Source organism: Lysinibacillus sp. FSL L8-0312, from assembly GCF_038003285.1.
Lineage (GTDB): Bacteria > Bacillota > Bacilli > Bacillales_A > Planococcaceae > Lysinibacillus > Lysinibacillus fusiformis_D.
On the sequence record NZ_JBBOOV010000001.1, the window covers coordinates 4,289,345 to 4,307,011 of the forward strand.

The following is a 17,667-nucleotide window of genomic DNA, read 5'->3' on the forward strand; positions in this document are numbered from 1 at the left end:
ATGTTCCTAAAACGACTAGAAGTGATTGGCTTTAAATCCTTTGCGGAGCGCATTGGAATTGATTTTGTACCCGGTGTTACAGCGGTTGTTGGACCAAATGGCAGTGGAAAAAGTAATGTCACAGATGCGATTCGTTGGGTACTTGGGGAGCAATCGGCAAAGTCGTTACGTGGAGCAAAGATGGAAGATGTTATTTTTGCTGGCAGTGACTCTCGTAAGCCACTCAACTTTGCAGAGGTAACACTTATATTAGACAATACTGACGAGCAACTTGCTTTTTCTTATACAGAAGTCAGCGTAACAAGACGCGTATACCGTTCAGGTGATAGTGAATATTTATTAAATAACCAACAGTGTCGCCTGAAGGATATTACGGACTTGTTTATGGATTCAGGGCTTGGGAAAGAGGCATTTTCAATTATTTCTCAAGGCCGTGTTGATGAAATCTTAAATAGCCGCCCTGACGACCGTCGTTCGATTTTTGAAGAGGCAGCTGGCGTTTTAAAGTATAAAATAAGAAAGAAAAAAGCAGAGCATAAGCTTGTAGAGACAGATGAGAATTTGTATCGTGTATTAGATATACTCCATGAATTAGACAACCGATTAGAGCCGCTTGAAATGCAGGCTTCTAGTGCGAGAGACTATGTCCAAATGTCTACCGAGCTAAAAGATTTTGATATTGCCATTCTTGTGCATGATTTTAAAAATTGTGCACAATCTTTGCATGCACTAAAAGCTGAATTTACCGAGCTGTCTGCAACTGAGCAACAACAAGCTCAAAATATTGCAACAATCGATATACAAACAACCAATATTCGCAAGTTATTAAAAGAACTTGATGATTATTTGGATGTTTCACAGGCTGATCTTGTCAATGCCACAATGGAGGTAGAGCGTTGGGATGGTCGTAAAGCACTAATGGCTGAAAAACGACAAAATGCTTCCAATCAACTACTGCAGCTGAATGCGACATTACAAGAAGCAAAAGAAGAAGTAGACGTACTGCTTGTACAAGAACAGGAGAAAAAAGAAGCATTTTCAGAGAAACAGCAAGCACTCTCCATACTCAAGCAGAGCATTAAACAGTTAGAACAGTCATTAAATCGTTCTGTTACGGAAATTGAACAAGAAATTGAAGAACAAAAAAATCGATATATTGATTCATTGAATGAAGAAGCAACTATTAAGAATGAATTGAAAAATATCGATCAGCAATTAGCGCAACAAAAGGCTATGGCAGCAAGAATGTCCAATCAAACTGATGAAATTGGACAAGAGCTTACGCAAATTGTTGCTGAGAAAGAAAAGCTAGTCGCTGAACACACTTCCACAACAAATGATTTGCAAGCTAAGCTTGAACAATATGAGTCGCTGCAAGTTCAGTTAAAAAATACAAATTCTTCCTTTGCTGAGAAACAGGATATGCTGTATAAAGCTTATCAGCATCAGCAGCAATTAAAGGCGAGAAAAGATACATTAGCTGAATTGGAAGCCGATTTTTCAGGATTTTTCCAAGGAGTTAAAGAAGTTTTGCTTGCTCGTGATAAAGGTGAATTACAAGGAATTGAGGGGGCTGTCGCTGAATTACTACAAGTTGAGGGGAAATACTCTCAAGCGATAGAAACAGCTTTAGGTGCAGCCTCTCAGCATATTGTCACAACGAATGAACGACATGCACAGCAAGCCATTCATTGGTTAAAGCAAAAACGAGCTGGACGAGCTACTTTTTTACCAAAAACCGTGATGAAGTCACGTAAAATTAATCCAGCTACGATCCAATTAGCGATAGAGCATCCAGCTTTTATTCAAATAGCAGATGCGCTTGTGACATTTAATGAAGATAATCGTACAATTGTTGAAAATCTTTTAGGGCATGTCATTGTGGCAGCAAATCTGGAAGGGGCCAGTCAAATCGCTCGATTATGTGGTTTCCGATACCGAGTGGTCACACTTGATGGAGATATTGTCAATGCAGGGGGTTCTTTAACGGGTGGTGCTATGAAACAGCAATCCTCACTCTTTACAAGAAAAGCCGAATTAGATGATTTAATCCTCAAGCTAGAGTCATTACAGGATTCCATTTATAGTGCTGAACAGGCTGTAGCAACCGAAAAAGACAAGCTTGCAACACTTCGAGATCAAGTAGAACAGTTAAAGCTTGAAGGAGAGCAATTACGAAAAGATGAGATGCAACAGGCTGGTCGTATCCGCGAGTTAGAGGTTGTTGAAAAAAGCTTATCAGCCCGAGTATCTTTTACTTCAACTGAAACTCAAGATGTAAAAACACGTGAGGAAGCATTGTTATCACAAAAGCAAGAGGCAATGGAGCGATTAAACGCACTCGCCGATGAGCTTGTCGAAATCAATGATACTGTCGAGCAATTAAGTAAGGTAAAGCTACAAGGTGAGACAGAGAAGGACGTATTACGAGAGCAACTAGCGGAAAAACGTTCACAATTAGCAGTAATGCAAGAACAAATGTCGCAAGTTCAAATTTCCACTGCTGAGCTAGCACTACAATTGAACAAAGCTCAACAAAAAGTTGAAAATATTTCTCAGGAAATATTATGGCTTCAATCCGATGAATCGACAAATCATTTAAGTGATGAAGAGGTTGAGGAGCAGGTAATCACATGGAAAGCGAGAAGAGATGCCTTACAAGAGACTATTTCTCGAAAGAAAGAGGAGAAGGTAGGGCAACAACAAGAACTCACAACATTAGAAGAACAACTGAAAGAAATGCAACGTATACATAAAGGATACCTTGAAGCAATACGTGCAAATGAGTTGAAACAAAGCCGTTTAGAATTTGAAATGGATAATTTCAAAGAACAACTCGAAGAAAACTATCAGTTAACATTTGAAGAGGCAGAGGAAGAAGCTCTTTCGATAGAAGACGAAGAGTTCGTACGACGCCGTGTGAAACTGTTGAAAAAATCCATTGAAGAGCTTGGTCCTGTTAATTTAGGGGCGATTGAGGAATATGAACGAGTACTTGAACGTCATACATTCTTAACTGAACAACGAGAGGATTTACTTGCTGCACAGGAAACATTGCATGAAGCCATTAAAGAAATGGATGAAGAAATGACATTGCGCTTTAGTGAAACGTTCTATGCAATACGAGAACAATTTAAACTTGTTTTCCGTGAATTGTTTGGCGGTGGGCAAGCGGATTTAGTGTTAATTGATCCGCAAAATTTACTAGAAACAGGCATTGAAATAGTGGCACAACCTCCAGGGAAAAAACTACAAAATTTAAGTTTGCTTTCTGGTGGTGAGCGAGCACTGACAGCAATTGCCTTATTATTCTCTATCCTAAATATACGACCTGTACCATTCTGTATTCTCGACGAAGTAGAGGCGGCTTTGGATGAGGCTAATGTTGTGCGCTATAGCCAGTATCTAAAAAGATTTAGCCGTGACACACAATTCATTGTTATTACACATCGTAAAGGGACGATGGAGGGAGCTGATGTCTTGTATGGTATAACAATGCAAGAATCGGGTGTATCAAAACTCGTATCAGTAAAATTAGAAGATGAACCCGTACTTGCGGAGCAAAGGAGCGAACAAGCATGAGTTTTTTTAAGCGTTTAAAAGATAAATTAATGGGAAATCCAGCCGAGGAAGAAAAACTAGAGGCGCTTGACAATGAGCAGGATGCTGATCTTCAAGAGCTAGATCTAGATGAAGCAAACGAAACGGCTGCTATTGAGACTGTTGATGTAGAAGTGGTTGAGCAAATAGAAGAATCTCCAGAGATGGAAATTGTGAAAGAAGCAGCAGTAGAACCTTCAACTGAAATAGAAAAAGAACAACCAGAAATACAGCCAGAAGTACAAGATCTGGAAGTACAAGAGCTAGCAGTTATTGAGGATACACCAGTAGAGGAGAAAAAGCCTTCTGCTTGGTCGATTACACAAAAATTCAAGGCTGGTCTTGAAAAAACACGTAATTCCTTTACTTCTAAAGTGAACGACCTTGTTGCGCGTTATCGTAAAGTGGATGAGGATTTCTTTGAAGAATTAGAGGATTTATTATTACAAGCTGATGTCGGCTTTGAAACAGTTATGGAGCTAATGGATAAACTGCGTTTCGAAGTACAACGTAAAAATATAAAAGATACGAACGGTATCCAAGCCGTGATTTCTGAGAAGCTTGTAGAAATTTATGAGCAAGGTGAAGAAGATTTAATTGATCTAAATATGCAGCCAGATGGTGAGCTGACAGTTATTCTATTTGTCGGAGTAAATGGCGTTGGAAAAACGACAACGATCGGCAAACTAGCGCATCGCTTAAAAACACAAGGGAAAACCGTTGTTTTAGCTGCTGGTGATACGTTCCGTGCTGGTGCGATAGATCAATTACAAGTATGGGGAGATCGTGTCGGTTGTGAAGTTATCAAACAATCTGAGGGCTCTGATCCAGCGGCAGTCATGTATGATGCGATTCGTGCAGCCAAAAATAGAAAAGCCGATGTATTAATTTGCGATACAGCTGGTCGCTTGCAAAACAAAGTGAACTTAATGAATGAACTTGAAAAGGTACATCGTGTCATTTCACGTGAAATTCCAAATGCGCCACATGAAGTATTATTAGCATTAGATGCCACAACAGGCCAAAATGCACTTGTGCAAGCACAAACATTTAAAGAAGCAACGAATGTAACAGGTATTGTCTTAACGAAGCTAGACGGTACAGCTAAGGGCGGGATTGTGCTTGCTATTCGCAATAAGCTGCACATTCCTGTGAAATTTGTTGGTCTTGGTGAGAAAATGGATGATCTACAGCCATTTGATGCTGAACGATATGTTTATGGTTTATTTGCCGATGGTTTGGATAAAGAATTAGAAAATAATGAAGATTAACAGCGAACATCGCTGAGTAATTTTATAAAACGCTCGACTGTGTATAGGTGAATTGACTTGTTTAAAAGAGTAATACTTGCTAAAGGCGTAAAATATGCCTGCAAGCAGACATTTAAGCTTTTAGACAAGGAGATTACCTTGACACAGACGGGCGCTTTTCGTTATGATACAAATGACTAATAGCGGGAGGAGAAACATTCGATGCTACTTGAAAAAACAACACGCATGAACTTTCTCTTCGACTTTTATCAAGCATTATTAACAGATAAGCAAAGAAGTTATATGGAACTATACTATTTGGATGATAACTCTCTAGGAGAAATCGCTGAATCGTATGGAGTTTCACGCCAAGCTGTTTACGATAATATTCGTCGAACAGAAGCGATGCTTGAGGAATATGAAGAAAAATTATGTTTACTTGAAAAATTTCAACAACGTACCCAAATGCTGTCACAGCTTACAATGGGGATTACAGAGAAAAGTATGACAGATGAACAGCAGTTAGCACTTATTGAACAGCTGAAAGAATGGGATTAGGAGGCGAAAGCAATGGCTTTTGAAGGATTAGCGGAACGACTCCAAGGAACGATCCAAAAGATTAAAGGCAAAGGGAAAGTATCAGAGCAAGACGTTAAAGAAATGATGCGAGAAGTCCGATTTGCTTTAATCGAAGCGGATGTTAACTTAAAAGTAGTCAAAGAGTTTGTGAAAAAGGTAAGTGAGCGTGCTGTCGGTGTTGAAGTTATGCAAAGCTTAACACCAGGGCAGCAAGTTATTAAAATCGTACAAGATGAATTAACGGAATTAATGGGTGGCGAACAAAGCCCTATTAAGTTTAATACAAAGCCGCCAACAGTCATTATGATGGTCGGTTTACAAGGTGCGGGTAAAACGACGACTACAGGAAAACTGGCAAATGTCTTACGGAAAAAATTTAATCGTAAGCCGTTACTAGTTGCCGCAGACGTTTATCGCCCAGCAGCCGTTCAACAGCTACAAACATTAGGTAAACAGTTATCATTACCTGTTTTTGCTTTAGGAACCGAGGTATCTCCAGTAGAAATTGCTCGTCAAGCAATCGAATTGGCAAAGGAAGAGCATCATGATGTGGTGATTATCGATACGGCTGGTCGTCTTCATATCGATGAAGATTTAATGCAGGAATTAAAAGATATTCGTGCATTAAAAGAGCCAGATGAGGTATTCCTTGTTGTCGATGCTATGACAGGTCAGGATGCTGTCAATGTGGCAGAAAGCTTTAATGAGGCCATTGGTATTACAGGCGTTGTTTTAACAAAACTTGATGGTGATACTCGTGGTGGTGCTGCATTATCCATCCGTTCTGTAACGCAGAAACCGATTAAGTTTGTCGGTATGGGTGAGAAAATGGATGCGCTAGAGCCTTTCCATCCAGAGCGTATGGCGTCTCGTATATTAGGTATGGGAGATGTTCTGTCGCTGATCGAAAAGGCGCAAGCAAATGTAGATGAAGCAAAAGCCAAAGAATTAGAAGAAAAATTCAAGTCCCAAACCTTTACATTTGATGATTTCGTTGAACAATTACAACAAGTCAAAAAAATGGGGCCACTTGATGAAATTTTAAAAATGCTCCCAGGTGCAAACAAAATCAAAGGCTTGGATAATGTAAAAGTAGATGATAAACAAATGGGGCGTGTAGAGGCCATTATTTACTCGATGACCCCTGCTGAAAAGACCAACCCAGAAATCATAAATGGTAGCCGTAAAAAGCGTATTGCTAAAGGCTCTGGGACATCTATTCAAGAGGTGAATCGTCTCATTAAGCAATTCGATGAAATGAAAAAAATGATGAAGCAAATGACTGGAATGGCAAGTGGTAAAGGCAAGAAAAAAATGAAATTACCAGGCTTTGATTCATTGTTTAAATAATAATTTTTAGGTGTTAAGAAAAAACACTTTACAAACAACCTAAACATTGATAATATACTATCTTGTGTGAAACTTATTCGGAGGTGCTATTAAAATGGCAGTTAAAATTCGCTTAAAACGTATGGGAGCTAAAAAATCTCCTTTCTATCGTATCGTAGTTGCAGACGCTCGTTCACCACGTGACGGTCGTCAAATCGAAACAGTTGGTACTTACAACCCACTAACTCAACCAGCTACTGTAAACATTGATGAAGAGAAAGCTCTTAAATGGTTAGCTGACGGTGCAAAACCATCAGATACAGTGCGTAACCTGTTCTCAGAACAAGGTATCATGGAAAAATTCCATAACCAAAAATTCAGTAAATAATCGGGGGCGACGTCTTTGAAGCAGCTGATTGAAGCAATCGTTTTACCGTTAGTCGATTATCCAGAAGAAGTTCGTATTGAGACGGATGAAAATGCAAATCGAATTGTTTATAAACTTTTTGTTCATCCAGAGGATCGAGGGAAAGTCATAGGCAAGCAAGGGCGAGTAGCGAAAGCGATTCGTACAATTGTTTATTCAGCGGCAGGTAGTCACCATCAAAAGAAGACCTACGTCGATATATTGGATTAATAGAAAAGATTTTCACGCTCTTGCAACAAGTACAAATGAGTCCTGATAGGTGTGTTTACATGTCGCTTAGGAGTTCAAAGTGGCTTTTAGCATGAAACGTAAAATCTGGACAAAGAAGGAGGGAGCTTGTAGGTTCCTTCCTTTTTTTATCTTGTTTTAACAGCAGCATGTATCTAGTACTTCTGTTTAAGCAGAACAGAAAACTGTTATAACGATTACAGCTAAAGGGTATTGCTTATATTAATAATGACAAGACAAATCAGTCTTAGCTAAAACGACATTCTTCCAAGCATATCTGTAAGCGGTGATAAATGAGCGAACGGTAGCTATTTATTTGGTGAGCAGGATGCTTTATGGAGAGAAGTTTTTTACGAGGTGAAAGTTGAATGGAATGGTTTAATGTAGGTCGTATTGTCAATACACACGGTATTCGTGGTGAGATACGTGTATTATCGACAACAGACTTTGAAGAAGAGCGTTTTGCAGTAGGAAATAAACTTGCTGCCTTTAAAAAAGACGATAAGAAGCCAACCTGGGTAACGATTGGTTCGGTGCGTCGTCATAAAAACTTTATTCTTTTAACTTTTGAAGGCATGAACAATATCAACTTGGTTGAGCCGTTTAAAGAAGGCATGCTGAAAGTAACAAAAGATCAAATGACAGATGATCTACTTGCAGAAAATGAATTCTTTTTCCATGAAATAATAGGCTGCACAGTTATTTCTGAAGAGGGCGAAACAATTGGTGTTGTGGCAGATATCCTGCAAACAGGAGCAAACGATGTATGGGTAGTTAAAGGCTCGAAGAAAGAGCATTATATCCCTTATATCGAAGATATCGTAAAAGATATTGATGTTGTAGATAAAAAAATTATCATCCATGTAATGGAAGGCTTATTATGATGAACATTCATGTATTAAGCCTGTTCCCTGATATGTTCTCAGGCGTTTTTGGTGCATCTATTTTAAAGAAAGCGCAAGAAAAAGGTGCTGTAAAGCTAGAGGTCACGGATATTCGTACATTTTCAGGGAACAAACACAAGCAAGTCGATGACTATCCATATGGTGGTGGTGCGGGTATGGTTTTAAAGCCTGAACCTATGTTTAGTGCAGTGGAGGCCATCACTGCTGGCAAACAACCACGTATCATTTTAATGTGTCCTCAAGGTGAACGATTCACCCAGAAAAAAGCAGAAGAGCTAGCACAAGAAACGGAGTTAGTGTTCTTATGTGGTCATTATGAAGGCTATGATGAGCGTATACGTCAGCACCTCGTGACAGACGAGATTTCCATTGGCGATTTCGTGTTAACCGGTGGGGAATTAGGCGCTATGACTGTTATTGATAGCGTAGTTCGATTGTTGCCTGGTGTCTTAGGGCAAGAGAATTCGCATATCCAGGATTCTTTTTCAACGGGTCTACTTGAGCATCCACATTATACACGACCTGCGGAGTTTCGTGGGATGAAGGTACCTGATGTTTTAGTATCGGGGAATCACGCTAGAATCGAGCAATGGCGAGAGGAACAATCGCTGAAAAGAACTTTTGAGCGCCGTCCTGACTTATTGGAGCATTATCCATTAACAGACAAGCAAAAATTGTATCTAGAAAAACTAAAAAACAATCATCAAGATGCTTGATTGCCTGCTCTATTTATGATAACATCTAATCTGTACTTCTATGTGAAGTGCTGAATTACGGTGTTCCGCTGTGGCATAGATTGCGTGCAAGAGCATCTGTCTAAGGAGAGAAAACAATGTCAAACATTATTACAGAAATTACAAAAGCTCAGCTTCGCACTGATCTACCAACTTTCCGTCCTGGTGATACTGTTAAGGTACACGTGAAAGTAGTAGAGGGTACTCGTGAACGTATCCAACTTTTCGAAGGTGTAGTAATTAAACGTCGTGGTGGCGGTATTAGCGAAACTTTCACAGTTCGTAAAATTTCTTACGGTGTAGGTGTTGAGCGTACATTCCCTGTACACACACCAAAAATCGCTAACTTAGAAGTTGTACGTCGTGGTAAAGTACGTCGTGCTAAACTTTACTACCTACGTAACCTACGTGGTAAAGCTGCTCGTATTAAAGAAATTCGATAATTATGACTTAAAAGTGAGGGGCTTGTGTTCAAGCCCCTTTTCTTTTTGCTTGTCATCTTTATTCACTATCATCTAAAATAGTGTTAGACAAGGGGGCAATTCTCAATGGAAAAACAAGTGAAAGAAAAGAATGAATTATGGGAATGGACAAAAGCACTATTAATTGCATTTGCGATTGCTGCAGTGATTCGATATTTTTTATTTACACCCATTGCAGTTGATGGAGAGTCCATGATGCCAACCCTTGAAGATGGCGACCGGATGATTGTGAATAAGATTGGTTATAAAATAGGTGAACCAAAGCGTTTTGATATCGTTGTATTTCATGCACCTGAACAAAAAAATTACATAAAGCGTGTAATAGGACTGCCAGGAGATACGCTGGAATATAAGGACGATCAATTATATATTAATGGTGAACCAATAGATGAGCCCTATTTAGATGCATATAAAGCGCAAATTGCTGGGGGGACCCTAACAGAAGACTTTACCTTAAAAGATATTGATGTTTCCGTGGATACTATTCCAGAAGGATATGTTTTTGTCATGGGGGATAACCGTCGAAATAGTAAAGATAGTCGTCATATTGGCCTTGTTGAACAAAAGGAAATTATTGGTAATACAAGTTTGATTTTCTGGCCATTTAGTGACATAAAAATTGTAAAGTAATGCAAGAAAGGGAGAGCTTAATCACTCCCTTTTTCTTTTAGTTTAGGAGGTATAGCTATGACAATACAATGGTTTCCAGGGCATATGGCGAAAGCCCGACGTGAAGTAACGGAAAAATTAAAGCTTGTCGATATTATATTTGAATTAATAGATGCACGTTTACCGCTATCCTCACGTAATCCGATGATCGACGAAGTGATTAACCAAAAACCACGTCTTTTAATTTTAAATAAAGCGGATATGGCAGATGAGCAAGAAACACGTAAATGGGTAGAATATTTTGCACAACGTGGTCATAAAGCCGTAGCCATAAACTCACTTGAGGGTAAGGGCTTACAGCAAGTAACAAAAGCGGCGCAAGAAATTTTAAAAGAGAAATTTGATCGCATGAAGGCGCGAGGTATGAAACCTAGAGCTATTCGTGCCATGATTGTTGGAATACCTAACGTAGGGAAATCCACACTGATTAATCGCTTGGCGAAAAAAAATATCGCTAAAACTGGAAATACACCAGGTGTAACAAAAGCACAGCAATGGATTAAAGTTGGTAAAGAGCTAGAGCTACTGGATACACCAGGTATTTTATGGCCAAAATTTGAAGATCAAGAAGTAGGCTTTAAATTAGCTTTAACTGGTGCGATTAAGGATACCATCACAAATATGGAAGATTTAGCTGTCTATGGCTTGCGTTTCTTATCCGATCATTATCCAAAGCGTATGGAGGAACGTTATGGTTTCGAATTTATCCATGAGGAGCTAGTGGATACTTTTGATCATATTGGCAAGCTACGCCGTGTATTTGGACCTGGCGGAGAAATTGATTATGATCAAGTAGCACAGCTGATTGTTCGAGATATACGCGGCTTACAATTAGGCAAACTGACCTTTGATTTTGTTGATGAACAGCTAAAAAAAGAGGCTGAACAATTATAAGTATTGAAACTGTCACATGTTCTTTTGTGACAGTTTTTCTTTTAGGAATGAATTTTCTTACCGATAATGACTATAGAGAGGAAAATAGTTTTCAAGTGAATGAGACTACATAAAGAACTGAACATGATATAGTTTTATTGAGTAGAAGCAAGAAGGAGCACTTAAATGAAAACCATTAAAGAAATTAACACTGCATTGAAAGGTGCAGAAGAATGGCAAGATTGGATGATAGAAATAGCAACGGATGAAAGAACAGGTGTACAGAAGGCGTGGCATACTTGGCAAAAACGACAAGATAAAAAACGTCAATTACTGCAAGAACATCAAGCGAAAGTAGCATTTGATTTAAGCTATGGGAGTATCGATACATTGGTTGCGGGTGTAGATGAAGCAGGACGTGGACCATTAGCGGGACCTGTTGTGACAGCAGCTGTTATTTTACCTACAAATTGTGAGGCCCTTGTTGGTCTGAATGATTCAAAGCAATTATCAAAGGAGAAACGAAACGCCTTTGCAACGTTAATTAAAGAGCATGCCATTAGTTATTTTGTTCATTTCCAATCCGCTCAGCAAATCGATACACTGAATATATACGAGGCAACCAAACAATCTATGAAAGCAAGTGTAGAATCATTGGCGACAAAGCCTGATGTAGTTTTAGTAGATGCTATGACATTACCCATTTCGATTCCTCAGGATTCAATTATCAAAGGGGATGCCAAGAGCTTAGCAATCGCAGCTGCCTCCATTCTAGCTAAAACAGCCCGAGACGATTATATGGAGCAACTAGACAAAGAATTTCCTATGTATGGCTTTGGGCAACATGCAGGCTATGGGACAAAGCAACATTTAAATGCATTGGAAGAATATGGACCAACAATTCACCATCGTAAATCATTTGAACCGATAAAATCAATGATTCAATAAAGCTACAGAATGGGACAATGACACGAGGGAGTAATTGATGAAAGGAGTATGTATATGTCAGCCACATCATTTAATCCGATTCAACTACAACAAAATGCCATGACTTCAGCAAATCAGCCACTTGCTTTAAAGCAGGGACAAGTATTTCACGGTACCATTAAGCAATTATATCCAGATCAAATGGCAGAAATACAAGTAGGTAATCAAAAATTTATAGCGAAACTTGAAGTACCGTTAAAGACGGGTGATGCCCATTTCTTTCAGGTAACAGGAACAAATCCACAAACCGAATTAAAAGTGGTTACAGGACCAATGGCACAAGCATCTTCTCCAAATCAACAAATCAATCAGCTACTAGAATCCATGAATTTGCCTAAAACAGCAGAGATGCAGCAATTGCTAGGACATTTTATGAAGGAACAGTTACCTATTTCAAAAGAGCAATTAATGCAGGCAGAAATGTGGCTAAAGGCATTACCAGAGGGCATTTCAAAAGCGGATGCACTACAGGTCATTCAAAAAATGATAGAGCTTAAAATGCCAATGACGAATGATGTTTTTCAAGCCTTACTAAGTGGACAAAAAACATCTGGTATGGCGATGACTATGGATAATTTTGCACAGCTTTTAGCAAGGGATACTACTTTATCTGAAGTGCTTAAGCAAAATTTGATGCAGCAGGTACAAGCGATTGCTAAACCTTTTGAAATAGAAACAGGCAGTCTGATTTTAGCTAGAGCGATACAGAGCTTAACAAATGATGCTGCTGCGATGAGTGAAAAAATGCAAGCCTTAACAATTTTAAAGGAAGCAGGCATACTGCCACAACAAGCAACATGGCAAAACTGGACGAATATCAATGACCCTAAAGCGGCACAACCAATGCAGCAGGCTGGCCAAGTTGTACAAACGATCCTTGCATCAAAGCCTGAAAATGTAAGTCAGCTAATTGAACAGTTGAAATCATGGACAACCAACCAAAATTTCTTAACAAATGAACAAAAACTACAGCTCAATCAGTTAATGGATCGTTTTAATCAATTACCAGTATCGAAGCAAACATTAGAAATTTTTGCTAAACAAATGCAGGAGCAGTTAATAAAAGCGTTTGCTCAAAATACTGCTGATCGTTTATTTACACAGGATGCTAATGCATTGTCTAGCAAGGAACATTTGCTATCTCTTATAAGGCAAGAAGCGACGACTCCATTACAAAATGAAGCACTGATGCGTAACCTTGTTAAAACTAGTGTTGAATCACCGCAACCGATGATTCAACAAATAGTGACACAAGCTGATGCACTTGTACAAAATTCGGTGGATAGTAAGGCGATGCAGCATGCTCTTAAAACGGTGTTAAAAAATTTAGGGATTAGCTATGAGGCGACATTGGGGAACAAATCAGCAGATATACAAATGATTACCCATCAATTAAAGCCACAGCTCCACACATTATTGCAGGAAAGTAATATTACACCACAATTGAGAGAAGCGGCAGAAATGTTGATGACGCGTATGAATGGTATGCAGCTATCTTCAGGAGAAAATGGCCATCAACATCAGCTCATTATGCAAGTCCCGCTTGAATTTTTCGGCAAAAAGATGGATGCAACATTACAGTGGAATGGTCGCATGAAGGAAGATGGCAAAATTGATGCCAATTATGCACGCGTATTATTTTATTTACAGATGGCATCCATGCAAGAAACGGTAATTGATATGCAGGTTCAAAATAGAGTAGTTACAGTAACGATATTTAATGAAAATTCGGATATTCAGCCACTTGCGGAGCCATTAAAGGCTGCCTTGAAAATGGGATTGGCAGAAAAGGATTATCAACTATCAGGTGTTTTTATTAAACAATTTGACAAGGGGCAAACAGAAAAAGGAAGTACTGTAGTAGAACAGCGAGAGGAGCAGAGTGGGGTGGATATCCGCGTATGAGCGAAGAAAAATTTACTCGAAAAGAAGCAATTGCACTTACCTATAAACTTGGACAAATGGATAGTCCGACTGTTGTAGCAAAGGGAAAAGGGAAAATTGCCGAGAATATTTTGGCACGTGCAAATGAGCATAATGTGCCGATTTATGAGGATCCTAACCTTGTGCAGTTGCTTGGTCAATTAGATTTAAACGAGTCTATTCCAGAAGAATTATATCAGGCGGTTTCGGAGGTTTTTGCTTTTATTTATCGTTTAGATCAACAACATGCGAAAAAATACAGAAAAAACGAAGTATTCTGACTGTTTTGCAAGCTGTTTTAGTACACAAAATAGAAAAAAGCGTCATAATAAGAGAGAAAATTCGAACTAAAGACAAAGTGTAGACTTTATCAGAATGTTTCGTTAGAATAGTCTATGTTAGTAAAACAATTCTATGCAAATGTTTGATGGGAGGATGTATTATGAATATCCATGAATATCAAGGGAAAGAGATTCTGAGAAAATATGGTGTAGCAGTACCAAACGGAAAAGTTGCTTTTTCCCCTGATGAAGCAGTAAAAGTAGCGAAAGAACTTGGCTCAAACGTAACAGTTGTCAAGGCGCAAATTCATGCAGGTGGTCGCGGTAAAGCAGGCGGTGTAAAAATCGCTAAAAATCTTGACGAGGTGCGCACATACGCAAAAGAGTTATTAGGGAAAATTTTAGTGACTCATCAAACAGGTCCAGAAGGAAAAGAAGTAAAACGTTTGTATATTGAAGAGGGTTCTGATATCCAAAAAGAATACTATTTAAGTCTAGTATTAGACCGTGCCACATCTCGTGTTACGATGATGGGATCTGAAGAAGGCGGTATGGATATTGAAGAAGTTGCGGAAACAAATCCGGAAAAAATCTTCAAAGAAGTAGTAGATCCTGTAGTTGGATTAACAAGCTTCCAAGCACGTCGTATGGCGTTTAATATGAATATTCCAGCAAACCTTGTGGGGAAAGCTGTTAAATTAATGTTAGGCTTATATCAAGCATTTATCGACAAAGATGCATCAATTGTAGAAATTAATCCACTTGTAGTAACTGGACAAGGTGATGTAGTGGCATTAGATGCTAAATTCAATTTTGATGCCAATGCATTATATAGACATAAGGATATTGTCGAATTACGCGATTTCGACGAGGAAGATCCAAAAGAAATCGAAGCATCCAAATATGATTTAAGCTATATTTCATTAGAGGGTAACATTGGCTGTATGGTTAATGGTGCTGGTCTTGCTATGGCAACTATGGATACAATTAGCTATTATGGCGGTAGCCCTGCTAACTTCCTAGATGTAGGGGGCGGTGCAACAGCTGAAAAAGTAACAGAGGCTTTCAAAATTATCCTTTCTGATTCAAACGTAAAAGGCATTTTCGTAAACATTTTTGGCGGAATTATGAAGTGTAACATTATCGCTGAGGGTGTTGTAACGGCTGCTAAAGAAATCGGTTTAGCTGTGCCATTAGTTGTACGTTTAGAAGGTACAAATGTAGAACTTGGAAAAGAAATTTTAAATGCGTCTGGTTTAAACATCGTTGCAGCGGATTCAATGGCTGACGGTGCACAAAAAATTGTGGGACTAGTAGGCTAAGGAAGGCAGGGAGAGAACAATGGCTGTATTTATTAACAAAGATACGAAGGTAATTGTACAAGGGATCACGGGCGAAACAGCTCTTTTCCATACGAAGCAAATGCTTGAGTATGGCACAAAAATCGTAGCAGGTGTAACACCAGGTAAAGGTGGACTTGAGATCGAGGGAGTTCCTGTTTTCAATACAGTAGCAGAAGCTGTAGCTGCAACAGGTGCTACAACTTCAGTTATCTATGTACCTGCACCATTTGCGGCAGATGCAATTTTAGAAGCTGTTGATGCTGAATTAGAATTAACGATCTGTATCACAGAGCACATTCCTGTCCTTGATATGGTGAAAGTTAAACGTTATATGGAAGGTAAAAAGACTCGCTTAGTAGGTCCAAACTGTCCAGGTGTTATTACAGCTGATGAATGTAAAATTGGTATCATGCCAGGTTACATTCATACAAAAGGCCATGTAGGAGTAGTTTCTCGTTCTGGTACATTAACATATGAAGCAGTACACCAATTAACGCAAGCTGGTATTGGTCAAACAACAGCTGTAGGTATCGGTGGAGACCCTGTCAACGGTACAAACTTCATTGATGTTCTTGAAGCGTTTAATAATGATCCAGAAACTTACGCAGTAGTTATGATTGGTGAAATCGGCGGTACGGCTGAAGAAGAAGCAGCTGAATGGATTAAAGCAAATATGACAAAACCTGTTGTAGGCTTTATTGGTGGACAAACTGCCCCTCCAGGAAAACGTATGGGTCACGCTGGTGCGATCATTTCTGGTGGTAAAGGAACAGCAGCTGAGAAAATTAAAGCAATGAACGCTGCTGGTATCGAAGTTGCAGAAACACCTTCTGTCATTGGTGAAACATTGATTAAAGTAATTAAAGAAAAAGGGCTATACGAAAAGTGTAAAACCCATTAAAATGGAAGATGTAGCTATTGCGGCTACATCTTTTTCATTATTTACACGCTGCTATCATATTTCATGAAACAAATTCCTACTTACTTATGAAAAAAACGACAATTTTATGGCAGATGTATAAATAATGATGAAAAGTTGTGTTGCATTATCATGCGGTCATTTAATTTCTTCTATTATAAAGGAGGTTTATTGAATGATCCTTGCAGTAGATACACAGAGATTACTAGCTTTGCATTATATATACCCGTTACCTCTTCAGAAACTTCAACAATTATTGTCCCCGGTAAATATGTTAAGCTCTTTTGAAGACATTCATCATGATGAGATAGCGAAAATTCTACAAATATCGGCACAAAAAGCATATCAGCTCTCTCAAAGTTTTCGACAAATTATGATAAAACCTTTTGGTGCTGCGTATGCACAAGCCAATATTTTCCCCATACCGTTTTATCATCCATATTTCCCGGCGCAATTATTTGAAATATCCAATCCACCTACTGTATTGTATGTGAAAGGTCAGTATTCTTTGTTAACAAATAACAAACAGATAGCTATTATAGGCTCTAGGAAGGCTACAGCGTATTCTAAGAGGGCAATGGACCTCATAGTACCGCCTCTTGTTCAAAGTGGTTATACGGTCGTTAGTGGGCTTGCTAGAGGTGCTGATACAATGGCACATAGAGCAACAATTGATATGGGTGGTCACACAATTGCTGTACTTGGACATGGTTTTAATTATCTCTATCCAGCAGAAAATCAGATTCTTGCTAAACAAATGGCAGAGCACCAGCTATTAATAACGGAATATCCCCCTCATATGAAGCCTGAAAAATGGCATTTCCCGATGCGTAACCGAATCATTAGTGGTTTATCCCGAGCTTTAGTTGTGACAGAGGCTGCCCTAAAAAGTGGTACGCTTATTACGACAGAGCTCGCATTAGAGCAGGGGAAAGATGTATTTGTGGTGCCTGGACCTATTGATGCGACACAATCTAAGGGGACCAATCAATTACTTTTAGAAGGTGCAATTCCAGTCATGAATGGTCATCAAATCGTTGAAACACTGGAGCTCTTTTCTAACAAAAATTGAAAAAAAGTTGCATTATCTTAAAATCTGTTATACATTTTGCAACAGGTAACTTAAAAAAATTAGTAA

General features: G+C 38.9%; 17 protein-coding genes. All 17 read left to right on the top strand.

Annotated elements, in window-relative coordinates:
* Positions 1–3,582 (top strand): chromosome segregation protein SMC, encoded by a 3,582-nt coding sequence (smc, locus tag MHI22_RS21370; RefSeq protein WP_058843498.1) that lies wholly within the window; start codon positions 1–3, stop codon positions 3,580–3,582.
* Positions 3,579–4,871: a signal recognition particle-docking protein FtsY gene (ftsY, locus tag MHI22_RS21375; protein WP_036124791.1), complete on the top strand. Its 1,293-nt coding sequence runs from the start codon at positions 3,579–3,581 to the stop codon at positions 4,869–4,871. The genes smc and ftsY overlap by 4 nt, the downstream gene beginning before the upstream one ends.
* Before the next feature lie 201 nt (positions 4,872–5,072).
* Complete coding sequence (locus MHI22_RS21380; RefSeq protein ID WP_036124788.1) at positions 5,073–5,408, top strand: putative DNA-binding protein; 336 nt, start codon at positions 5,073–5,075, stop codon at positions 5,406–5,408.
* Between the two features lie 12 nt (positions 5,409–5,420).
* Complete coding sequence (gene ffh, locus MHI22_RS21385) at positions 5,421–6,779, top strand: signal recognition particle protein (RefSeq protein WP_036124787.1); 1,359 nt, start codon at positions 5,421–5,423, stop codon at positions 6,777–6,779.
* 94 nt (positions 6,780–6,873) lie between these two features.
* A complete protein-coding gene (gene rpsP, locus MHI22_RS21390; RefSeq protein ID WP_004269411.1) occupies positions 6,874–7,146 on the top strand; it encodes a 30S ribosomal protein S16 in 273 nt (90 codons plus the stop codon).
* 15 nt (positions 7,147–7,161) lie between these two features.
* The gene (locus MHI22_RS21395) at positions 7,162–7,395 is read left to right on the top strand and encodes a KH domain-containing protein (protein ID WP_004269410.1); all 234 of its coding nucleotides are present in this window, start codon (positions 7,162–7,164) and stop codon (positions 7,393–7,395) included.
* A gap of 386 nt (positions 7,396–7,781) precedes the next feature.
* Positions 7,782–8,297, top strand: a complete 516-nt coding sequence (gene rimM / locus MHI22_RS21400; protein ID WP_036124784.1) for a ribosome maturation factor RimM — start codon at positions 7,782–7,784, stop codon at positions 8,295–8,297.
* On the top strand, positions 8,297–9,034 hold the full coding sequence (gene trmD / locus MHI22_RS21405; protein ID WP_036124836.1) for a tRNA (guanosine(37)-N1)-methyltransferase TrmD: 738 nt from the start codon (positions 8,297–8,299) through the stop codon (positions 9,032–9,034). Before rimM ends, trmD begins: the two co-directional genes overlap by 1 nt.
* Before the next feature lie 116 nt (positions 9,035–9,150).
* Positions 9,151–9,495 (top strand): 50S ribosomal protein L19, encoded by a 345-nt coding sequence (rplS, locus tag MHI22_RS21410; RefSeq protein WP_036124783.1) that lies wholly within the window; start codon positions 9,151–9,153, stop codon positions 9,493–9,495.
* Between the two features lie 105 nt (positions 9,496–9,600).
* Entirely contained in the window at positions 9,601–10,164 is a 564-nt protein-coding gene (lepB, locus tag MHI22_RS21415) for a signal peptidase I (RefSeq protein WP_036124779.1), read from the top strand.
* 57 nt (positions 10,165–10,221) lie between these two features.
* The gene (ylqF, locus tag MHI22_RS21420; protein WP_036124777.1) at positions 10,222–11,097 is read left to right on the top strand and encodes a ribosome biogenesis GTPase YlqF; all 876 of its coding nucleotides are present in this window, start codon (positions 10,222–10,224) and stop codon (positions 11,095–11,097) included.
* Positions 11,098–11,262: 165 nt separating this feature from the next.
* Positions 11,263–12,024, top strand: coding sequence for a ribonuclease HII (locus tag MHI22_RS21425; RefSeq protein ID WP_340812641.1), 762 nt, complete (start codon positions 11,263–11,265; stop codon positions 12,022–12,024).
* 54 nt (positions 12,025–12,078) lie between these two features.
* Complete coding sequence (locus MHI22_RS21430; protein WP_340812642.1) at positions 12,079–13,968, top strand: hypothetical protein; 1,890 nt, start codon at positions 12,079–12,081, stop codon at positions 13,966–13,968.
* The gene (locus MHI22_RS21435; RefSeq protein ID WP_058843501.1) at positions 13,965–14,267 is read left to right on the top strand and encodes an EscU/YscU/HrcU family type III secretion system export apparatus switch protein; all 303 of its coding nucleotides are present in this window, start codon (positions 13,965–13,967) and stop codon (positions 14,265–14,267) included. Before MHI22_RS21430 ends, MHI22_RS21435 begins: the two co-directional genes overlap by 4 nt.
* 161 nt (positions 14,268–14,428) lie before the next feature.
* Positions 14,429–15,589, top strand: coding sequence for an ADP-forming succinate--CoA ligase subunit beta (gene sucC / locus MHI22_RS21440; protein ID WP_036124767.1), 1,161 nt, complete (start codon positions 14,429–14,431; stop codon positions 15,587–15,589).
* A 19-nt stretch (positions 15,590–15,608) separates the two neighbouring features.
* Entirely contained in the window at positions 15,609–16,511 is a 903-nt protein-coding gene (gene sucD, locus MHI22_RS21445) for a succinate--CoA ligase subunit alpha (protein WP_054610302.1), read from the top strand.
* A gap of 193 nt (positions 16,512–16,704) precedes the next feature.
* The gene (gene dprA / locus MHI22_RS21450) at positions 16,705–17,601 is read left to right on the top strand and encodes a DNA-processing protein DprA (RefSeq protein WP_036124762.1); all 897 of its coding nucleotides are present in this window, start codon (positions 16,705–16,707) and stop codon (positions 17,599–17,601) included.
* Positions 17,602–17,667 lie beyond the last annotated feature (66 nt).